The sequence below is a fragment of the Stenotrophomonas sp. ASS1 genome (genome assembly GCF_004346925.1).
GTDB lineage: Bacteria > Pseudomonadota > Gammaproteobacteria > Xanthomonadales > Xanthomonadaceae > Stenotrophomonas > Stenotrophomonas maltophilia_A.
Window position 1 is genome coordinate 1,751,725 of sequence record NZ_CP031167.1, and the last position, 16,485, is coordinate 1,768,209.

The 16,485-nt window shown below is 64.9% G+C and carries 26 protein-coding genes; all 26 read left to right on the forward strand.

What is annotated here, in order from left to right:
• Nucleotides 1–23 precede the first annotated feature (23 nt).
• The 26 genes from MG068_RS08330 to MG068_RS08455 all read left to right on the forward strand — a co-directional run bounded on the left by MG068_RS08330 (nucleotide 24) and on the right by MG068_RS08455 (nucleotide 16,483).
• Nucleotides 24–506, forward strand: coding sequence for a glycoside hydrolase family 108 protein (locus tag MG068_RS08330; protein ID WP_132809873.1), 483 nt, complete (start codon nucleotides 24–26; stop codon nucleotides 504–506).
• On the forward strand, nucleotides 506–832 hold the full coding sequence (locus tag MG068_RS08335) for a hypothetical protein (RefSeq protein WP_132809874.1): 327 nt from the start codon (nucleotides 506–508) through the stop codon (nucleotides 830–832). The genes MG068_RS08330 and MG068_RS08335 overlap by 1 nt, the downstream gene beginning before the upstream one ends.
• Nucleotides 829–1,044: a hypothetical protein gene (locus MG068_RS08340; RefSeq protein WP_043034789.1), complete on the forward strand. Its 216-nt coding sequence runs from the start codon at nucleotides 829–831 to the stop codon at nucleotides 1,042–1,044. The genes MG068_RS08335 and MG068_RS08340 overlap by 4 nt, the downstream gene beginning before the upstream one ends.
• A 1-nt stretch (nucleotide 1,045) precedes the next feature.
• Complete coding sequence (locus MG068_RS08345) at nucleotides 1,046–1,522, forward strand: lysis system i-spanin subunit Rz (RefSeq protein WP_132809875.1); 477 nt, start codon at nucleotides 1,046–1,048, stop codon at nucleotides 1,520–1,522.
• A complete protein-coding gene (locus MG068_RS08350) occupies nucleotides 1,519–1,719 on the forward strand; it encodes a hypothetical protein (RefSeq protein WP_132809876.1) in 201 nt (66 codons plus the stop codon). The genes MG068_RS08345 and MG068_RS08350 overlap by 4 nt, the downstream gene beginning before the upstream one ends.
• Complete coding sequence (locus MG068_RS08355) at nucleotides 1,719–2,033, forward strand: hypothetical protein (protein ID WP_132809877.1); 315 nt, start codon at nucleotides 1,719–1,721, stop codon at nucleotides 2,031–2,033. Before MG068_RS08350 ends, MG068_RS08355 begins: the two co-directional genes overlap by 1 nt.
• Before the next feature lie 131 nt (nucleotides 2,034–2,164).
• On the forward strand, nucleotides 2,165–2,356 hold the full coding sequence (locus MG068_RS21155) for an HNH endonuclease (RefSeq protein WP_206138691.1): 192 nt from the start codon (nucleotides 2,165–2,167) through the stop codon (nucleotides 2,354–2,356).
• A 208-nt stretch (nucleotides 2,357–2,564) separates the two neighbouring features.
• A complete protein-coding gene (locus tag MG068_RS08365) occupies nucleotides 2,565–2,930 on the forward strand; it encodes a hypothetical protein (protein ID WP_206138693.1) in 366 nt (121 codons plus the stop codon).
• Nucleotides 2,931–4,619: a terminase TerL endonuclease subunit gene (locus tag MG068_RS08370; RefSeq protein ID WP_132809880.1), complete on the forward strand. Its 1,689-nt coding sequence runs from the start codon at nucleotides 2,931–2,933 to the stop codon at nucleotides 4,617–4,619.
• Entirely contained in the window at nucleotides 4,616–5,185 is a 570-nt protein-coding gene (locus MG068_RS08375; protein WP_132809881.1) for an HK97 family phage prohead protease, read from the forward strand. Before MG068_RS08370 ends, MG068_RS08375 begins: the two co-directional genes overlap by 4 nt.
• Nucleotides 5,186–5,291: 106 nt before the next feature.
• Nucleotides 5,292–6,707, forward strand: a complete 1,416-nt coding sequence (locus MG068_RS08380) for a phage major capsid protein (protein ID WP_132809882.1) — start codon at nucleotides 5,292–5,294, stop codon at nucleotides 6,705–6,707.
• 57 nt (nucleotides 6,708–6,764) lie between these two features.
• Nucleotides 6,765–7,004 carry a hypothetical protein gene (locus MG068_RS08385; protein WP_132809883.1) on the forward strand — a complete coding sequence of 80 codons (240 nt, stop codon included), beginning with the start codon at nucleotides 6,765–6,767 and terminating at the stop codon, nucleotides 7,002–7,004.
• Nucleotides 7,001–8,440, forward strand: a complete 1,440-nt coding sequence (locus tag MG068_RS08390) for a phage portal protein (RefSeq protein WP_132809884.1) — start codon at nucleotides 7,001–7,003, stop codon at nucleotides 8,438–8,440. The genes MG068_RS08385 and MG068_RS08390 overlap by 4 nt, the downstream gene beginning before the upstream one ends.
• Nucleotides 8,433–9,455, forward strand: coding sequence for a hypothetical protein (locus tag MG068_RS08395; protein ID WP_132809885.1), 1,023 nt, complete (start codon nucleotides 8,433–8,435; stop codon nucleotides 9,453–9,455). Before MG068_RS08390 ends, MG068_RS08395 begins: the two co-directional genes overlap by 8 nt.
• The gene (locus tag MG068_RS08400; RefSeq protein WP_132809886.1) at nucleotides 9,448–9,843 is read left to right on the forward strand and encodes a head-tail connector protein; all 396 of its coding nucleotides are present in this window, start codon (nucleotides 9,448–9,450) and stop codon (nucleotides 9,841–9,843) included. Before MG068_RS08395 ends, MG068_RS08400 begins: the two co-directional genes overlap by 8 nt.
• Nucleotides 9,843–10,184, forward strand: coding sequence for a phage head closure protein (locus tag MG068_RS08405; RefSeq protein WP_132809887.1), 342 nt, complete (start codon nucleotides 9,843–9,845; stop codon nucleotides 10,182–10,184). The genes MG068_RS08400 and MG068_RS08405 overlap by 1 nt, the downstream gene beginning before the upstream one ends.
• Complete coding sequence (locus MG068_RS08410) at nucleotides 10,181–10,684, forward strand: hypothetical protein (protein WP_132809888.1); 504 nt, start codon at nucleotides 10,181–10,183, stop codon at nucleotides 10,682–10,684. The genes MG068_RS08405 and MG068_RS08410 overlap by 4 nt, the downstream gene beginning before the upstream one ends.
• Complete coding sequence (locus MG068_RS08415; RefSeq protein ID WP_132809889.1) at nucleotides 10,665–11,222, forward strand: methyltransferase domain-containing protein; 558 nt, start codon at nucleotides 10,665–10,667, stop codon at nucleotides 11,220–11,222. Before MG068_RS08410 ends, MG068_RS08415 begins: the two co-directional genes overlap by 20 nt.
• Nucleotides 11,216–11,896, forward strand: coding sequence for a glycosyltransferase family A protein (locus MG068_RS08420; protein ID WP_132809890.1), 681 nt, complete (start codon nucleotides 11,216–11,218; stop codon nucleotides 11,894–11,896). The genes MG068_RS08415 and MG068_RS08420 overlap by 7 nt, the downstream gene beginning before the upstream one ends.
• Nucleotides 11,893–12,384 (forward strand): hypothetical protein, encoded by a 492-nt coding sequence (locus tag MG068_RS08425; RefSeq protein ID WP_132809891.1) that lies wholly within the window; start codon nucleotides 11,893–11,895, stop codon nucleotides 12,382–12,384. The genes MG068_RS08420 and MG068_RS08425 overlap by 4 nt, the downstream gene beginning before the upstream one ends.
• The gene (gp17, locus tag MG068_RS08430) at nucleotides 12,384–12,737 is read left to right on the forward strand and encodes a tail completion protein gp17 (protein ID WP_132809892.1); all 354 of its coding nucleotides are present in this window, start codon (nucleotides 12,384–12,386) and stop codon (nucleotides 12,735–12,737) included. The genes MG068_RS08425 and gp17 overlap by 1 nt, the downstream gene beginning before the upstream one ends.
• Before the next feature lie 52 nt (nucleotides 12,738–12,789).
• Nucleotides 12,790–13,287 (forward strand): phage tail tube protein, encoded by a 498-nt coding sequence (locus MG068_RS08435; protein ID WP_132809893.1) that lies wholly within the window; start codon nucleotides 12,790–12,792, stop codon nucleotides 13,285–13,287.
• A 62-nt stretch (nucleotides 13,288–13,349) separates the two neighbouring features.
• On the forward strand, nucleotides 13,350–13,739 hold the full coding sequence (locus MG068_RS08440; protein WP_132809894.1) for a phage tail assembly chaperone family protein, TAC: 390 nt from the start codon (nucleotides 13,350–13,352) through the stop codon (nucleotides 13,737–13,739).
• Nucleotides 13,736–13,978, forward strand: coding sequence for a hypothetical protein (locus tag MG068_RS08445; RefSeq protein ID WP_132809895.1), 243 nt, complete (start codon nucleotides 13,736–13,738; stop codon nucleotides 13,976–13,978). The genes MG068_RS08440 and MG068_RS08445 overlap by 4 nt, the downstream gene beginning before the upstream one ends.
• 17 nt (nucleotides 13,979–13,995) lie before the next feature.
• Nucleotides 13,996–16,155: a GumC domain-containing protein gene (locus tag MG068_RS08450; RefSeq protein WP_132809896.1), complete on the forward strand. Its 2,160-nt coding sequence runs from the start codon at nucleotides 13,996–13,998 to the stop codon at nucleotides 16,153–16,155.
• Nucleotides 16,148–16,483, forward strand: coding sequence for a phage tail protein (locus tag MG068_RS08455; RefSeq protein ID WP_132809897.1), 336 nt, complete (start codon nucleotides 16,148–16,150; stop codon nucleotides 16,481–16,483). The genes MG068_RS08450 and MG068_RS08455 overlap by 8 nt, the downstream gene beginning before the upstream one ends.
• The last annotated feature ends 2 nt before the right edge of the window (nucleotides 16,484–16,485 follow it).

Consider the following 16,485-nt stretch of genomic DNA (forward strand, 5'->3'; position numbering starts at 1 on the left):
GGGCACCTATGCAGGAACACCCCATGAGCCAGTTCGACCAGATCATCGACCGGGTGCTGGCCCATGAGGGCGGCTACGTCAACGACCCGCGCGATCCAGGCGGCGAAACCCAGTGGGGCATCAGCAAGCGCTCCTATCCCCAGCTCAACATCCGGGCGCTGACCCGCGCTGACGCAGTGGAGATCTACCGCCGGGACTTCTGGCAGCGGGTGCGGGGCGACGAGCTGCACAAGGCGTTCGCCTTCCAGGCACTGGATGCGGCTGTGAACCACGGGATCGGCAACGCCGTCCGCTGGCTGCAGCGCGCCGCTGGCGTCGCTGACGACGGGATCATCGGGCCACGAACGCTGGCTGCTGTTGCTCAGGCAGATCCCGCAGACCTGGTGCTGCTGTTCAACGCGGAGCGCCTGGAGTTCTACGCAAAGCTGGGTACATTCGACGCGTTCGGGCGAGGCTGGACCCGGCGAGTAGCCGGCAACCTGCGGTACGCTGCCAAGGACAACTGATGTCGGTGACCAAGAAGAAGGCCAAGCTCTCGCCGGTCAACCAGTTGCAGGGCGTGCTGGTGGTGCTGGAGAACCAGAAGGCCAAGAACCCGACCGCCGAGTTGCTGCTGGCCATCCGCGAGATGGTGAGCGACGCACTGGCGGTGCTGCAGGAGCCGGACCCCACCAAGCAGCGCATTGCGTTTGTGCTGCTGGCGGTCCAGCAGTCGACCCAGGTGGCGGTGAAGGTGGTGCGCGGCAAGCGCCTCACCCGGGTGACCATCATCGACCAGCCGCTCTATCACTGGGCGCTGGAGGAAATTCACTCACTGGCAGGTGCGGCATGACCTTCGCGACCCGCAACATCGGCGCCGCGCGCGTCGGCATCGCCGTGCTGGTGCTGTTCCTGCTCGGCATGGCCATGGCCGCCCTAATTGCGGTGGCAATCCCGCCGGAGAACAAGGACTCGTTCGGCATGCTGATCGGCGGTCTGAACAACGCTACCGGCATGGTCATCGGTTACTTCTTCGGTATGACCCGCAAGGGTCCGGGGGCCTGACATGAACCGGATCGCCATCTACCTGCTGGTGTTCGTCGCTTGGTCGGCTGGCATGTTCGGTGCCGGATGGGCTTGGCGTGGTGACCAGGCTGAGCGCGACGCATCTGACAAGTTGCTATCAAGTACCGCGCAAGCTTTACAGCAAGAGCAGTCGGTGCGGGCCACTGAACACCGGCAGGCCGACACCCTGGCCACCATCGGAGCCAAGCATGAAGAAGATCGCACTGCGGCCACGGCCGTTCCTGCTGCTGTTGTGGCTGACCTGCGCGCTGGGCGTCTCCAGCTGCGCGACGACCTCGCCACCTGCAACACCGCTCGCCTGTCCCAAGCCGTCGCCGGCGCCGTCGAACGTGACCAGGCAGCCCAACTACGAGCAGAGGTCGCGGGCGCTCTTGTTCAAATCGGACGTGACGCAGACGACCACGTCCGCGCCTGCCAGGCAGTCATCGCAGCAGACCGTGCCGAGGTGATGCGATGAGCCTGCACGACCGGCTGCGTCGGATAGAGCTGCAGCAGGAAGAGCAGCGCCAAGCCACCGCCAGACTGGAAGGAAAGGTTGATGCCTTGTTGGCGGCGCTGGAAGCTGAAGGCGAGGAAGAGCAGGAAGAGCCAGCCCGTAACCTCGACGGTGAGCTGCTGCCCGGCGATCGCGAGCAGTCGCAGAGTCTCGGCTGATGGGCATCGTCACGATCATCCCGCCACCGGTGGACGACCGGTCGGGGCTGACCCGTACCCAGGGCACCAAGGTGCTGGTCGACGGCCAAGAGCTGAAGGGTGTGACCAAGGTAGAGCTGGTCGCCAGCGTCGACGACGTGTGGCGCGCCCGCATCGAGTGCGTTGCTCAGGTGCAGGTGATGCCTGGCATGTTGCTGGAGGTGGAATCACACCGGCGGCTGTCGTGGTGGCGGAGGCTCGCGTACCGCATTGCTGGTGCGGACATCGACGCCACAAGCCTGACCTGCAGCGCACGCAGGAGCGAGAAGCCCTGATGGCGAGGGTCACCACACTGGCACCGCGCATCGCCAGCGCACCCAGCAGGCTGAAGCCCACCACCCCCGTGGTGCCCACCTACGGGAAAGGAAGGGGCGGTAGGCCCTGGCGTAGGAAGCGGGATGCAGTCATGCAGCGGGACCAGTACCTGTGCCAGCCCTGCAAGCAGCAGGGACGGATCACCGAGGCAACTGAGGTGGACCACATCGTCAACGTGGCCGAGGGCGGCAGCGACGACGACACGAACCTGCAGGCGATCTGCACCGAATGCCATGGGGTGAAGACCCAGGCAGAGGCAAGGCGAGGCGCGGCGCGACGTTGAAGCGAACGCGTGGAACCACACGCGACGCGACAACTGTTTCACATCGGCGGGAACAGGCCGGGGGGGAGGGAGGAAACTTCAGACCCTTTGCCACGGACACCCGCCGCCCACTCATTCAGAGGTTTTTTTCTCGGCCGGGATTTCGGGCTGAGGGTCATTTATGCGCAAAAACACGAAACCTGGGCGCCCGGCGTTCAAGGCCACTGCCGTGCAGCGCCGGTTGGTCACCAATGCAGCGGCCAGCGGCATGACGCATCAGGAGATTTCGATCGCGCTGGGGATCTCCCGGAACACCCTGGAGAAGTACTTCGAGAAGGAGATTTCGGCCGCCGCACTGCGCCGACGCATGGAGGTGATGGACGCGATGGCGAGGACGGCACTTAAGGGCAACGTGGCGGCCCAGAAAGCATTCCTTGCGCAGGTCCCCACGCTGGCTGCGCCACCGGTGCCGCAGGAGAAGCCGGTGGGCAAGAAGGAGAAGGCCAACGCTGATGCGGTGGGTGCCGAGGCCGGTACCGGGTGGGAGGAGCTGCTTGGCAACAACGTCACCCCGATCACCAGGGCGGTCAAGTAAGTGAGCTGGGACCTTTCCTGCCGGGACTGGTGGGAGAAGCTGCAGGCCGGCCAGCTGCCGGTCGCGCAGCTGCCACTGTGGACCCAGCAGGCGGAGCGTGCGGCGGCCATTCTGGGCAGGCTTCGTCTGGCCGACGTACCTGGCACGCCAACGCTGGCGGAGGCCGGTGGCGAGTGGTTCCAGGATGTGGCGCGCAACATGTTCGGCTCGGTGAACCCGGAGAACGGAGACCGCGAGATTCGCGACCTGTTCGCCTTGGTACCGAAAAAGAACGCCAAGACCACGTTCGGGGCGCTGGGCATGGTGACGGCCACGCTGATGAACCAGCGCCCACGTGCCACATTCCTGATGACGGCACCGGTGCAGGACACGGCGCAGCTGGCGTTCGATGCTGCGGCCGGCGCGATCGAGCTGGACCCGGTGCTGGATGCCAAGTTCCACATCCGCCACCACCTGAAGACGATCATCCACCGCGAGACGAAGGCCTCGCTGGAGATCATGACGTTTGACCCTGCGGTGTTGACCGGCGTGAAGGTGTCGGGCGGGGCGCTGATCGACGAGCTGCACGTGTGCGCCAAGAAGGCCAAGGCCGCCCAGGCGCTGCGGCAGATCCGCGGCGGCATGGTGCCTTACCCGGAGGCGTTCCTGTGGTTCATCACCACGCAGAGCGACGAGCAGCCGGTCGGGGTGTTCGCCGACGAGCTGCAGAAGGCTCGGGACATCCGCGATGGAAAGCGGGTAGGCAAGATGCTGCCGGTGCTGTTCGAGTTTCCGCAGGAGGTACAGGAGTCGAAGGAGCAGCAGTGGAAGGACCCGCAGCTGTGGCCGCTGCTGAACCCGAACATCGGCCGCGCCATGACGCTGGAGCGCATGGTGGAAGAGTTCGACGACGCGGTCGGTACCAGCGAGGCCGAGCTGCGCAGTTGGGCCTCTCAGCACCTCAACGTGCAGATCGGGGTGGCGCTGCACCAGGGTAGCTGGGCGGGCGCGGAGTATTGGGAGCAGCAGGCCAACAAGAAGCTGAAGCTCGCCTACATGCTGCAGGTGTGCGACGCAATCACTGCCGGCATCGATGGCGGCGGATTGGACGACCTCCTTGGTCTCTCGTTCTGCGGGCGGCACAAGCACACCAAGCGGAAAATGCTGGTGTCCTTCGCCTTTGCTCACCCCAAGGCGGTTGAACGGCGCAAGAGCGAGCAGGAACGATATGCGGGCTTCATCAAGGACGGAAGCATGTTCGTCGGCGGGATGGAGGAAGAAGGCGCCACCGACCTACGCGACATGGCCAAGATGGTGAAGTTGGTGGCTGTGGCCCGGTTGCTGGCTGGTATCGGTGTCGATCCCTCCGGCCTCGGTACGGTGCTGGACGCACTGGCCGCCGAGAAGATCGATGCGGAACTGATCGTGGGTATCAGGCAGGGCTGGCAGCTCACGGGCACCTGCAAGGTGTTCGAGCGCTGGCTGTCAGATGGTTTGCTGGAGCATGACGGCTCGCGGCTGATGGATTGGTGCGTGGGCAATGCCAAGGTCGAGGCGTCGAAGAACGCGCTGTACGTGACCAAGGCGGCCAGCGGGGTCGGGAAGATCGATCCCCTGATGGCGGCGATGAATGCCGTCGAGCTGATGTCTCGGAACCCCGAGCCGCAGAACAAGAAACTCGTCCTCATGACCTTGGGTGGAGCCCGATGAACAACGAGAACCGCGCCTACAGCCTGCTGGAGGTGAAGAACTATGACGACGACCTGCAGGTGATCACCGGCCTGGCCACAACGCCGGAGCCGGATCGCTATGGCGATATCGTCGAGCCGCTGGGCGCAAAATTCGCCGCCGAGCTGCCGCTGCTGTGGCAGCACCGCCACGACAGCCCGGTCGGCATCGTGAAGTTCGGCAAGCCGACGGCGCAGGGCATCCCGTTCACCGCGATCGTGGCGAAGATCGCCACCCCGGGCGCGCTAAAGGATCTCTGTGACCTGGCCTGGCAATCGGTCAAGGAACAGCTGGTGCGGGGCGTGTCGATCGGCTTCCGCGCGCTGGAGTACAGCTACATGGAAGGCGGCGGTATCCGCTTCACCGAGACCGAGATCTACGAGCTTTCCCTGGTCACCATCCCGGCCAACGCCGCGGCGACCATCCAGACCATCAAGGCCATGGATACCGGCGCCCGGCGCCCGGTGAACTATGGCGTCCCCCTCATCCAGCGCCAGGTGGCCAAGGTCGAGCGACCGGCCGGCGGCGCGGTGAAGTTGCTGGACTGAAGTGCCGGGCCACACGGCCCTGCGGGGTGGAACCCGCTTCCCATCATTTGCAGGCACTGCCCGGCGTGGAACCCGGGCCGAACGGCTGCACCACAAGGAAACTGACATGACTCTCGCAGAACAGCTGGAAGCCCTCCGCGCCACCCGCGCCGATTTGGAAAAGAAGCTCACCACCGTCGTCGAGAAGTCGATGGGTGAGAAGCGTTCCCTGAACACCGCCGAGCAGGAAGAGTTCGACAGCATCACCGATCAGATCAAGGATCTGGATGGCGATATCGAGCGCTTCGAGAAGCTGCTGGCCATCCAGGCGAAGTCGGCTACCCCGGTCGCGGCCATCGTCAAGGCGCAGGGCTCGGCCACCGCTGGCGGCGAAGGCCGCACCCTGGAGCCGGCGCAGCTGAAGACGGTCGACAAGACCGACGCCGGCATCGGCTTCGCCCGCATGGCCCGCTGCCTGGCCGTGTCGCATGTCCACCACCAGAACCCGCTGGACGTGGCCCGCGCGATTTATCCGAACGATGAGCGCCTGCACGGCATCATCCAGGAGAAGGCCGCCGTACAGGCTGCCAGCACCGGCAATGCGACCTGGGCCGGCAACCTGATCACCGATGGCGGCGTGGCCTTCGCCGACTTCGTCGAGTGGCTGCGCCCGCGCTCGCTGTTGGGTCAGGTGTCCGAGCGCCTGCGCAACCTGCCGTTCGACACCCCGGTGCTTGTGCAGGGCTCGGCCGGCACGGCCAAGTGGGTCAAGGAAGGCGCTGCGAAGCCCCTGACCAAGTGGTCGTACACCCGTGCGAAGCTGACCCCGCTGAAGGTTGCCGCGATCGCTGCGGCGACGAAGGAAACGATGATGCGCGCCACGCCCGCAGCCGATGCGCTGCTGCGTGATGAGCTGGGTCGGGCGGTCAACCAGACCATCGACACCCAGTTCATCGACCCGGATGCGGCGGCCGTGGCTGATGAGGCACCCGCCTCGATTCTGAATGGCGTGCCCGCCACCACGGTGCCGTCGGGCAGCGATCCGGATTCGATCCGGGCTGGCGCCGCGGCGATCATGCAGGCCGTGGCCGGTGCGAACCTGTCGCTGGCAGGCTCGTTCTGGGTCATGTCGGAACGCACTGCGATCGCGCTGTCGCTGATGACGAACCCGCTGGGCGCTTCCGAGTTCCCGGGCCTGAACTTCACCGGCGGCACGTTCCTGACGTTGCCGGCGTTCGTCTCGGCCTACGTCCCGGACGATGAAGACGGTGCCGTGATCGCGCTGATCAAGGGCGACGAGATCTTCCTGGGCGACGAAGGTGGCCTGCAGGTCTCGATGTCGGATCAGGCATCGCTTGTCATGGATGACGCCCCGACCATGAACAGCACCACGCCGACCGCGCAGCAGGTTGTCTCGCTGTGGCAGACCAACAGCGTGGCCTTCCTGGTCGAGCGCTTCATCAACTGGCAGCGTCGCCGCACGCAGGCCGTCGCTTGGGCGCGCGTGAACTGGGGCAGCGGTTCGGTTCCGTCCAGCTCGTAACCGACACGTGGCAGGGCCCGAAGGCCCCGCCACTCTCTCCCGAATTGCGAGGTTCCCATGAGCAAGGTCGATATCGTCGGACGTGGCGGTCGCGTGATCAGCGTCCATCATCGTGTTGCTGCGGCGCTGGAGCAGCGCGGCGGCTACCTGCGCCGTGACATGGTGGCGCAATCGCCCGTCGCGCCGAATCCGGGCGCCAACGCGCCTGCGTCTGGAAAGGCCAAGAAGACGGCCAAGAAGACGGCCAATAAGACGGCAGCCAAGGTTGGCCAGCCGAAAAAGGAAGCGTCCGAATGAGTGGCTTCTCGCCCCGGGAGCTGGCCACCGCCTACGGTGTCCGTCAGCATGGTGTCGACTACCTGAAATCGCTGTCGCCGGTAGTTGCTGCGCCGGGGCGGGATAGCTGGCATACCCTGACCGTGCAAGAGCCATTCACGGGTGCTTGGCAGCGCAACATGGAGGAACGAGCGACCACGGTCCTGACCTATCCAACGTTGTACGCCTGCCTCAACCGCATCGCCTCGGACATCGGCAAGCTGCCGTTCGTGTTGAAGACGGAGGACGAGAACGGGATCTGGCGGGTCGAGAAGAGCAACACTGCCTACTGGCCCGTCCTGCGCAAGCCGAACAATTACCAGATCGCGCAGCAGTTCCGCGCAGCCTGGATGCTGTCGAAGCTGATCCAGGGAAACACCTACGTGCTGAAAGGCCGCGATGAGCGCCGTGTGGTCAACCGTCTGTGGGTGCTCGATCCGTGCAGAGTGCAGCCGATGGTGTCTGACAGCGGTGAGGTCTTCTACCAGCTCAACTACAGCACCGGTACGAACCTACTGCCGGAGAACTATCCAGGCACCCAACTTATCGTGCCGGCCAGCGAGATCATTCACGACCGGATGAACTGCTTCCACCACCAGCTGATCGGTGTGCCTCCGCTATGTGCGGCGCACTGGCCTGCGGTGAAGAACCTGAAAATCCTGAAGGACTCGACCACCTTCTTCTCCAACGGCGCCAACCCTGGCGGCATCTTGACCGCACCGGCCGGCATGTCCGACGAGGATGCGCAGGAAGTGAAGGATTACTGGAACAGCAGCTTCCATGGGCCCAACGCTGGCAAGGTAGCCGTGGTCGGCGCGGACATGAAATTCACGCCTTTCGCATTCAAGGCCGCAGATTCGCAGCTGGTTGAGCAAATGAGGTACTCCGACGAGCAGGTGTGCCAGCCGTTCGGCATCCCGCCATTCAAGATCGGCATCGGGTCGATCCCTGCGGGGATGAAGGTCGACGACATCAATCAGCTGTACTACTCGGATGCGCTGCAGGCGCACATTGAGAGCATCGAAGAGCTGCTAGACGAGGGTCTGGGGATTTCCCGACCGATGGGAGTGGAGCTGGACCTGGAGCCGCTGCTGCGAATGGACGTCGGCAAGCAGGCTGAAGTCATTACGAAGTTGACGGGCGGCCCGGTTCTGACCCCGAACGACGGCCGGCTCAGGATCGGATACGGCCCGCTTGAAGGTGGCGACACCGTCTACATGCAGCAGCAGGACTTTCCGCTCGACCAGGTTCGGCAGAACAAGATCACGGCCGAGCCCGATGCCGCACCGGTGGCGCCGTCCGCTGAACCAGACGACACGCCGCCTGACGACAGCGACGAGTTGCGCGCGCTGCAGCAGGAGAATTTCATGATGAAGGCCCTTCACGCCGCGCGAGCCGAGGTATTCCGCAATGACTGACCCCATCGACTTCGGCAAGGAGATCGGCGGCCTGATCCGTGAGGCGATCGCGCCGGTGAAGCGGGAGCTGGAGGAGCTGCGCGAGCGGGCTCCGGAGAAGGGTGATCCTGGCCGTGACGCTGACCCGGAGATGGTGGCTGAGCAGGTCCGCACCGCGCTGGAGGCCCTGCCGGCCCCGGCAGCCGGCAAGGACGCCGACCCCGTCACGGACGACCAGATCGCCCTGCAGGTCGCACGCCACCTTGAGGCGAATCCTGTGTCCCCTGGCCGTGACGCGGATCAGGTCGACGTTGAAGCCTTGGCCGACCTGGTGGTGGCGAAACTACTGGACTCCGACAGGTTGGCTACGCTGGTAGACTTGGCGACCAGTGCCGCCGTGGCGAAGCACTTCGAGGACCACCCAGTGCGCGACGGCCGCGATGCAGACCCTGCATTGGTCGCGGATATGGTAAAGGCCGCTGTCGACGCACTGCCGGCGCCGAAGGACGGCCGTGACGCCGAGCCGGTGACCGAAGATCAGCTGGCCGCCCAGGTAGCGAAGCACCTCACCGCCAACCCACCGCAGGACGGTGCGGACGGTGTCGGCCTGGCCGGAGCGATGATCGATCGCGCTGGGGAGCTGGTGATCACCACCACCAAGGGCGAGGCGATCAGGCTGGGCAAGGTCGTCGGTGAGGACGGTCGGGACGGGCTCAGCTTCGAGACAGCCGCCGGCGACTACGACGCCGAGCGTGGCTTCGTCATCACGCTGGGCGCCGGCGACCGCCGGAAGGAGTTCGTGCTGCCCTACATGGTGCATCGCGGCTTCTGGCGCGAAGGGCTGGGCGTGAAGGCAGGCGAATCCATCACCCACGACGGTGCCCTGTGGATCGCCAAGCGGAGCAATGCGTCGAAGCCCTGCCTGGAGAACGAGCAGGACTGGGCGCTGGGCGCACGTAAGGGGCGCGACGGCAAGGACGGCAAGAGCGTGCGCGTCCCGGCCGAGCCCGTGCCGCTGGGTGGCAGCCATGCGTGAATTCATCACCCCGGCGGACGCCCGCGAGCAGATGCGCATCGACAGTGACGCAGATGACCGCTGGCTGGCGATATGGATTCCGGTCGTGTCCGCGGCAGTGGCGGCTTGGCTAAAGGAGGAATGGCGGCTGTATGTGCTGCAGCGGGATTCGGCCGGAAAACTGGTGCGCGACATCGCCGGTCGGCCGGTGCCGGCCGAGGACAGCAACGGTGAGCCGATCCTGCATCCTTCGGTGATTGCCGCGACGTTGCTGGAGCTGGCCTCGCAGTACCGCTTCCGCGAAGGCGAGGGCGACAACGTGGTGCCGGCCGATGCTGGCCACGGCTATGTGCTGTCGAAGGCTGCCACTGCACAGCTGGCGCCGCTGCGCCGCACGACGGTGGCCTGATGAGCAACGTTGCCAGCGGATCCCTGCGGCACCGCGTGCTGATCCAGCAGCAGGTGACCACCAGGGACAGCGATGGTATCGAGCAGACGGCGTGGGTCGACGTGGCCACCGTATGGGCGTCTGTCGAGCCACTGTCAGCCCGGGAGTTCATCCAGTCCGGGCAGACCCAATCGTCGGTCACGGCGCGCATCACCATGCGCTACCGCGCCGGTCTGTTGCCGTCGATGCGCCTGGTCCATCGAGGTGAGATCTTCAACATTGCCGGCCTGCTGCCGGACAAGGCATCGGGGCTGGAGTACATCACCATTCCCGTCTCGGCCGGGGTCAACGACGGCCAATGATCGAGATCGACCTTCTTGGACCAGGCCCGAGCGCATCGGGAAGCCTGGCCGAACGGCTGCGCGGCCGTCGGGTTGGCGTGGTCGGCAATGCCTTCGAGATTGCGCCGTGGGCTGAGTTCCTAGCGGCCAGCGACCGGCAGTGGTGGGACAAGTATCCGCAGGCCCGGGAGTTTGTCGGTGCCCGCTACAGCAGCCACCGAATCGGCGGAGTGATCCAGCTGCCCGGGGCGTTGACCAACTGGAACAGCGGCGTGCTGGCGCTGGCGGTTGCCGCCCACCTGGGCGCAACGCTGGTTCGCCTGCACGGCTTTGATATGCATGGCAGCCACTTCTTCGGGCCGTACTCCAACGGCCTGACCAACACGTCGGCGCACCGTCGTGAGATTCACAAGCAACAGTTCGCCCTTTGGGCGATCCAGAACCCCCATGTCCGCGTCGTGAACTGCACGGCCGGCTCAGCGCTCAGGTGCTTCGATTTCGATGAACAGACTGCCGCTTAACTCGGTGCGCGGGCGCATCCGCGCCTACATCGAGAGCCATGCCGGTGCCTTGGGTGATGACGTGCTGGAGGTAGGCAGCCGCATCCATGACCCGGCCGCCTGGTGGTGCACAAACCGCGACCTGGCCAGTGGCCAGTGGACCGGGATCGACATGCAGGCGGGCGCCGGCGTCGATCATGTTGCCGACATCCACGACCTGCCGGCGGAATGGGCCGGGCGCTTCAGCGGCATCGTCTGCTCCGAGGTGCTGGAGCACGTGGCCCGGCCGTGGCTGGCGCTGCCGGAGCTTCGCCGAGTGCTGCAGCCCGGTGGCCTGCTGGTGATCACCACGCTGTTCGCGTTTCCGGAGCACGGCTACCCCGACGACTATTACCGCTACAGCCAGAGCGGCCTGCGGCTGCTGCTGGCCGATGCCGGATTCAGCGGGATCGCGACCGAGTACGGCGGCGAGGTGCCGATCGAACTGAACGACCATGGCGAGCGCGGTGTGTCCCGCCGGCGCCTGCCGATGCACACCTTCGCGGTGGCGCGATGCTGACGCTGCTCACGGCCACCGGTGCCCGGCCCGCCGCCTGGGCGCTGTGCGAGCGCTGGATGGCCCGGCAGGACTACGCCGGCCCCGTCCGCTGGATCATCGTGGACGACGGCCTTGAGCCGCAGCCGGTAACCTTCCGGCGCGCGGGTTGGCAGCTGGTGCTGGTGCGCCCATCGCCACATTGGGCGCCCGGGCAGAACACGCAGGCTCGCAACCTGCTGAAGGGGCTGGCTGCAGTTGGTCCGGAAGATCGGCTGGTGATCATTGAGGATGACGACTGGTATGCGCGCGACTGGTTGACCACGGTCGCGGCCGAGCTGGAGCATGCCGAGCTGGTGGGCGAGCACCGCGCTCGCTACTACAACGTGGAGCAGCGGCGCGGTCGGCAGCTGGCCAACACCGGTCACGCAAGCCTGTGCAGTACCGCGATGCGTGGCTCGGCGATCCGCGACTTCGCCGACGCCTGCCGATCACGGCCGAAGTTCATCGATCTGGAGCTGTGGCGCCGTCCGCGCGGTCGCCGGCTGTTCGGCGGCCACCGTGTCGTTGGGATCAAGGGTCTGCCAGGTCGCGGTGGCATCGGCATGGGGCATGACCCGGATTTCAAGGGTGAGGCCGACGCCAGCAGCGCCTTGCTGCGGCATTGGATCGGCGGCGATGCCGAGGTGTACTTGTGAAGGTCGAAGTTCAGATCCACGGGATCGATGGTGTCCTTGCGACGCTGCAGGCGTTGCCGGCTGAGGTCGTCAGCAAGCGGGGCGGCCCCGTCAAGCTCGCACTGGCCAAGGGCGCGAGGCTGCTTCGCGATCAGGCGAAGGACAACTTCCGCCGTTCCGCAGCTATTGGTGGCGCCGACAGCACGGACACCACCGTCAACAGCATCATCGCCAGCCGTGGTAAGGCGCCGGTAGGAACCAAGGGCGAGCGTCAGCTGGTGCGTGTAAAGCGCAAAGCGTTCGTGAACGCGCATGGATCGAAGACGACCACTCGGAAGGCCGCCCAGCTTATGGAATACGGGTCCAGTACCCAGCCGGCCTATCCGTGGTTGCGTCCGGCCGTCCAGCGACGAGGAACCCAGATCATCGATGTGATCACCGAGGACCTGTTGAAGAGGCTTGACCAGATCACCAAGCGCCTGGCCGCGCAGAACGGAGGGCGCCGCTGATGTTCCCGAAGGTGTATCGAACCATCCGCACCGCAGCGGTGTCGGCGATCGTCGACGACCGCATAGGGCGGCACGGTGAAGTGGCGCAGACAGAGACCCGCCCCTACATCGTCTGGCAGATCGTGACCGGTTCCGCGTTCGACAACCTGAGCGCAGCTCCAGGCGGTGATTTCACCAGTGTGCAGATCGACTGTTACCACAAGACCGACGCAGGAGTGGAGCAGCTAGCCAAGGCAGTGCGTGCTGCGCTGGATGGCGCACTGATCGTCAATCGTGTTGTGGTCAACAACCGCGACCCCGATACCAAGCTGTACCGCGTCGGCCTCGAGGCCGATTTCATCGATCAGCGCTGAACGCTGGTCATCCGTAATGCCGCCCTCGCGCGGCCCTTCAGAGGAAACTGCCATGACCGAGGGCGTCGTCAAGACCCAGGGCACCCATCTGTTCTTCGTCAACCCGAACACGGCCGGTGGCCCGGCGATCGTGAAGTTCGCCTGCCCGACCGGTGCGTCCGGGCTGGGCGGAGCTGCCGATCAGATCGAATCCACCTGCCTGGATGCAACGGTGGACAAGGAGTACCAGCGCGGGTTGGGCAACCCGGGCCAGGTGTCCATCCCGTTCAACTACATCCCCAGCGACGCATCGCATGACGCGCTGTTCAAGCTGAAGGATACCGGCGAGAACGTGAGCTGGTACATCGGCCTGAGCGACGGCACCGCGGCACCCACGCTCGACACTGAGGACGAGCTGGTTCCTCCGCTGGCCACTGCCCGGTCCGGCTTCCTGTTCAGCGGCTACGTCGCCGACGTGAACATCGACATCGCCACCAACGAGATCGTGCGGGGCACGGTCACCGTGCAGCGCAGCGGCGGCGTCACCCGCTACGGCAAGCCGCTGGCCTGATCCCATCCAAGCGCCCGGCGCCCCCGCGGCGCCGCGGCGCACCATTCCTGCGGAAGAGCCCCATGACCGAGACCACTAATGTTGCAGTGCCGCTGCTGGATCCCTCGCTTTTCATCTCCGATGATGTGCACGAGCGGCAGGTGAAGCTGCCCGATGGCAAAGAACACATGTTCTACATCCGCGAGCAGGAGGCTGGCGTTCTTCGCGGGTTCTTCGCCGGGCAGACCAGCGAGGACCCAGAAAAGCAGGCTGAATCAATGGCTCGCCTCATCGCGAAGGCCATTTGCGATCCCGAGGGGAAACCGGCTCTTTCGCTGGCGCAGGCCAAGCGCCTGAAGTTCGCGGTGCAGATCGCTCTGACCAAGGCCATCAGCGAGGTGCACAGTTACCAGGGAAAGGAGAGCTTGCCCGGCGAGGAAGCAGCGAGTGGTTCCGATACCAGCTCGCTTTGACCCTGGGCAAGACACTCGGCGAGATCGATGCGATGCCAGCAGCTGAGCTGGACGGCTGGCGCGCGTTCTACGAACTGTACCCATTCGACGATCTGCACCGGTTCCACCGGCCGGCTGCAGTTATAGGAACCGCGTTCGGCGGCAAGTACGAAAGCATCATCGGATTCCTCGCCCCGAGCCCGGACGACCCGGTCCTGAGCGACGCCGATCGCGATGTATCCAAGGCCCTCGGCTTCTAACCTGACTGGACCCCACTATGGCCACTGCCGGCTCAATCGTTGTCGACCTACTGATGCGCACCGGGTCGTTCGAGACCGACACCAACCGCGCGTCCAAGCAGATGAAGAAGCTTGGCAAGGACGCTGGGGAGACCGCTGCTGATATCGGGCGCGCCTTCGGACTTATCGGCGGAACGATCGCAGGTGGGCTGGCCACGGCCGGCACGGCGGTTCTGGGTTGGACCCGACAGCTGGTCGATGCATCGGCGGAGCTGGAGAAGTTCTCCCGTCTGTCAGGAACCAACGAGCAGGTGTTCCAGCGCATGGCGGCCGGCGCGGCGACCGTTGGCATCCAGCAGGACAAGCTGGCCGATATCTTCAAGGACACCCAGGACAAGCTGGGTGATTTCCTGCAGACCGGCGGCGGCGCGATGAAGGACTTCTTCGAGCAGATTGCACCGCGCATCGGGTTGACCGCGAAGGAGCTGCAACACCTGAGCGGGCCGGAAGTGCTGCAGCGGTACTACAGTGCTCTGGAGCAGGCCGGCGCTAGCCAGGCCGAGATGGTCTTCTACATGGAGGCGATCGCCAGCGACTCATCGATGCTGGCACCGCTGCTGGCACGCAACGGCGAGGGATTCAAGAAGTGGGGCGATGAGGCGCAACGCCTTGGTGCTGTGCTCGACGCCGATACCCTAGCCGCTATGAAGGAGGTCAAGGAACAGTCCAACCTGATCCAATTGGCCTTCCAGGGGCTGAAGAACGAGGTAGCAGCCGAACTGCTGCCACAGTTCAAGGAGCTGACCGCTTTCCTTGGATCCGACCAGACCAAGAGCGCCTTCGTCACTATCACCAAGTGGGTTGGAGACCTGGCCGCTGAGATGGCCAATGGTGCGGTGCTGATCGTCAACTTTATCGACAAGGTCAACCAGCTTCGAAATCTGGACGCGGGCGGCATGGTCAGCGCCGCCGGCGAAGACGCCTTGAACACCCAGATGGCGCGACTGACCGACCAGATCAACTACGCCAAGAAAAACACCTCGGGTTTGTTCGGCCTCCCACTGACCGACGGTCAGGAGGAAGCCCGCCTGAAGCGCATCAATGACCTTGAGGCCAAGCGACTCGAGATTCAGCGGGAGCTGACGAAGCGATACAAGTCGGAGGCTGCGGGCGAGAGTTTCAAGGGAGTGACGGGTTCGGTCGATAGTACGGCCCGGATTCCTGGGAGCGGCCCACCCACCGGGTCAGGCGTTGCTGGCGCGTCCGGCCGCCGCACGGGCGCTTTGACGAAAGAGAAGTCGTTACTTGAGCAGATCCAGGAAGACTACGAGGCGCTGTATGGAGCAGGCAGCGAGCGTGCTGACGATCAGATCGCCAAACTGGAGCGCGAGATTGCCCTGCATGGGGATCTCAGTGAGGTGGCCAAGGTCAACTACGACATACAGACCAACGCCTACGGCGCGCTTAGCGAGGCGCAGGCCGAGGTTCTTCGCAATCTGGCGGCGGTGAAGGACGCACAGGACGATTTTGCCGCGCTCTATGGGGATGGGCTGCAGGACCTGGCCAGCAAAACCCAGGATGCAAACAGCCAGATGAGCACCTTTGCCGACCAGGCCGCCCGCAACATGCAGGACGCCTTCGCTGACTTCCTGTTCGATCCGTTCTCGGAGGGCTTGGGCGGGATGGTTCAGAGCTTCGTCAAGACCCTGCAGAGGATGGCTGCTCAAGCGGCGGCCTCGCAGATCTTCAAGATGATCGGGAATTGGGCGAACAGCTACAGCGGTGCCGGCTCCAGCTGGATCAATGCCATCGGCAGCGCGATCGGAGGAACGGCAGGAGGCCGTGCCGGTGGTGGCCCGGTAGCGGGCGGCAGTATGTACCGAGTCGGTGAGGGTGGCCGTCCTGAGCTGTTTGAACAGGGCGGGAAAACCTATCTGATCCCTGGTGATGCTGGATCGGTCCGGCCGATAACTGCTGGGTTGCCTGCTTCTTCGATGGGTGCTGGTGGGGGAATCAACAACAACTTTAGCACCACGCTCAACGTGACCAACGACGGCACCAGCAACACGCAGCAGGGCGCCGGCAGCGAACAGGGCCGGCAGGTGCAGCAGGCATTTACGCAGATGATCAACCAGTGGGCGGTACAGCAGTCGCGCCCCGGTGGTCTCTTCCACCAGATGAGTACGCGCAATGGCTGAGGTCTTCACCTGGTGCGTGCGCACCGAGATCACCGGCACCGGCGACTTTCTTGTCCGGGAGGCGCAGTTCGGCGACGGGTACAGGCAGACCGCGTCCGATGGCCTGAACAACGAGACCCAGCAGTGGCCGATCTCCATCGTCGGCCGCTCGTCGAAGGTGGGTCCTGCACTGGCCTTCCTGCGCGCACGGAAGGGAGCGGTTTCGTTCCTGTGGACGCCGCCGCTCGGAGTGCAGGGCCTGTACCTCTGCAAGTCCTACACCCTCACCCCACATGGCAATGGCGTCTACACGCTCAACGCCACATTCGAACAGACGTTCCAGCCGTAGGT

What these genes read in the sequence shown, in the direction of transcription:
- MG068_RS08330 (WP_132809873.1), top strand. Translation starts at nt 24, where the DNA reads ATGAGCCAGTTCGACCAGATCATCGACCGGGTGCTGGCCCATGAGGGC.
- MG068_RS08335 (WP_132809874.1), top strand. Translation starts at nt 506, where the DNA reads ATGTCGGTGACCAAGAAGAAGGCCAAGCTCTCGCCGGTCAACCAGTTG.
- MG068_RS08340 (WP_043034789.1), top strand. Translation starts at nt 829, where the DNA reads ATGACCTTCGCGACCCGCAACATCGGCGCCGCGCGCGTCGGCATCGCC.
- MG068_RS08345 (WP_132809875.1), top strand. Translation starts at nt 1,046, where the DNA reads ATGAACCGGATCGCCATCTACCTGCTGGTGTTCGTCGCTTGGTCGGCT.
- MG068_RS08350 (WP_132809876.1), top strand. Translation starts at nt 1,519, where the DNA reads ATGAGCCTGCACGACCGGCTGCGTCGGATAGAGCTGCAGCAGGAAGAG.
- MG068_RS08355 (WP_132809877.1), top strand. Translation starts at nt 1,719, where the DNA reads ATGGGCATCGTCACGATCATCCCGCCACCGGTGGACGACCGGTCGGGG.
- MG068_RS21155 (WP_206138691.1), top strand. Translation starts at nt 2,165, where the DNA reads ATGCAGCGGGACCAGTACCTGTGCCAGCCCTGCAAGCAGCAGGGACGG.
- MG068_RS08375 (WP_132809881.1), top strand. Translation starts at nt 4,616, where the DNA reads ATGAACAACGAGAACCGCGCCTACAGCCTGCTGGAGGTGAAGAACTAT.
- MG068_RS08380 (WP_132809882.1), top strand. Translation starts at nt 5,292, where the DNA reads ATGACTCTCGCAGAACAGCTGGAAGCCCTCCGCGCCACCCGCGCCGAT.
- MG068_RS08385 (WP_132809883.1), top strand. Translation starts at nt 6,765, where the DNA reads ATGAGCAAGGTCGATATCGTCGGACGTGGCGGTCGCGTGATCAGCGTC.
- MG068_RS08390 (WP_132809884.1), top strand. Translation starts at nt 7,001, where the DNA reads ATGAGTGGCTTCTCGCCCCGGGAGCTGGCCACCGCCTACGGTGTCCGT.
- MG068_RS08395 (WP_132809885.1), top strand. Translation starts at nt 8,433, where the DNA reads ATGACTGACCCCATCGACTTCGGCAAGGAGATCGGCGGCCTGATCCGT.
- MG068_RS08400 (WP_132809886.1), top strand. Translation starts at nt 9,448, where the DNA reads ATGCGTGAATTCATCACCCCGGCGGACGCCCGCGAGCAGATGCGCATC.
- MG068_RS08405 (WP_132809887.1), top strand. Translation starts at nt 9,843, where the DNA reads ATGAGCAACGTTGCCAGCGGATCCCTGCGGCACCGCGTGCTGATCCAG.
- MG068_RS08410 (WP_132809888.1), top strand. Translation starts at nt 10,181, where the DNA reads ATGATCGAGATCGACCTTCTTGGACCAGGCCCGAGCGCATCGGGAAGC.
- MG068_RS08415 (WP_132809889.1), top strand. Translation starts at nt 10,665, where the DNA reads ATGAACAGACTGCCGCTTAACTCGGTGCGCGGGCGCATCCGCGCCTAC.
- MG068_RS08420 (WP_132809890.1), top strand. Translation starts at nt 11,216, where the DNA reads ATGCTGACGCTGCTCACGGCCACCGGTGCCCGGCCCGCCGCCTGGGCG.
- gp17 (WP_132809892.1), top strand. Translation starts at nt 12,384, where the DNA reads ATGTTCCCGAAGGTGTATCGAACCATCCGCACCGCAGCGGTGTCGGCG.
- MG068_RS08435 (WP_132809893.1), top strand. Translation starts at nt 12,790, where the DNA reads ATGACCGAGGGCGTCGTCAAGACCCAGGGCACCCATCTGTTCTTCGTC.
- MG068_RS08440 (WP_132809894.1), top strand. Translation starts at nt 13,350, where the DNA reads ATGACCGAGACCACTAATGTTGCAGTGCCGCTGCTGGATCCCTCGCTT.
- MG068_RS08450 (WP_132809896.1), top strand. Translation starts at nt 13,996, where the DNA reads ATGGCCACTGCCGGCTCAATCGTTGTCGACCTACTGATGCGCACCGGG.
- MG068_RS08455 (WP_132809897.1), top strand. Translation starts at nt 16,148, where the DNA reads ATGGCTGAGGTCTTCACCTGGTGCGTGCGCACCGAGATCACCGGCACC.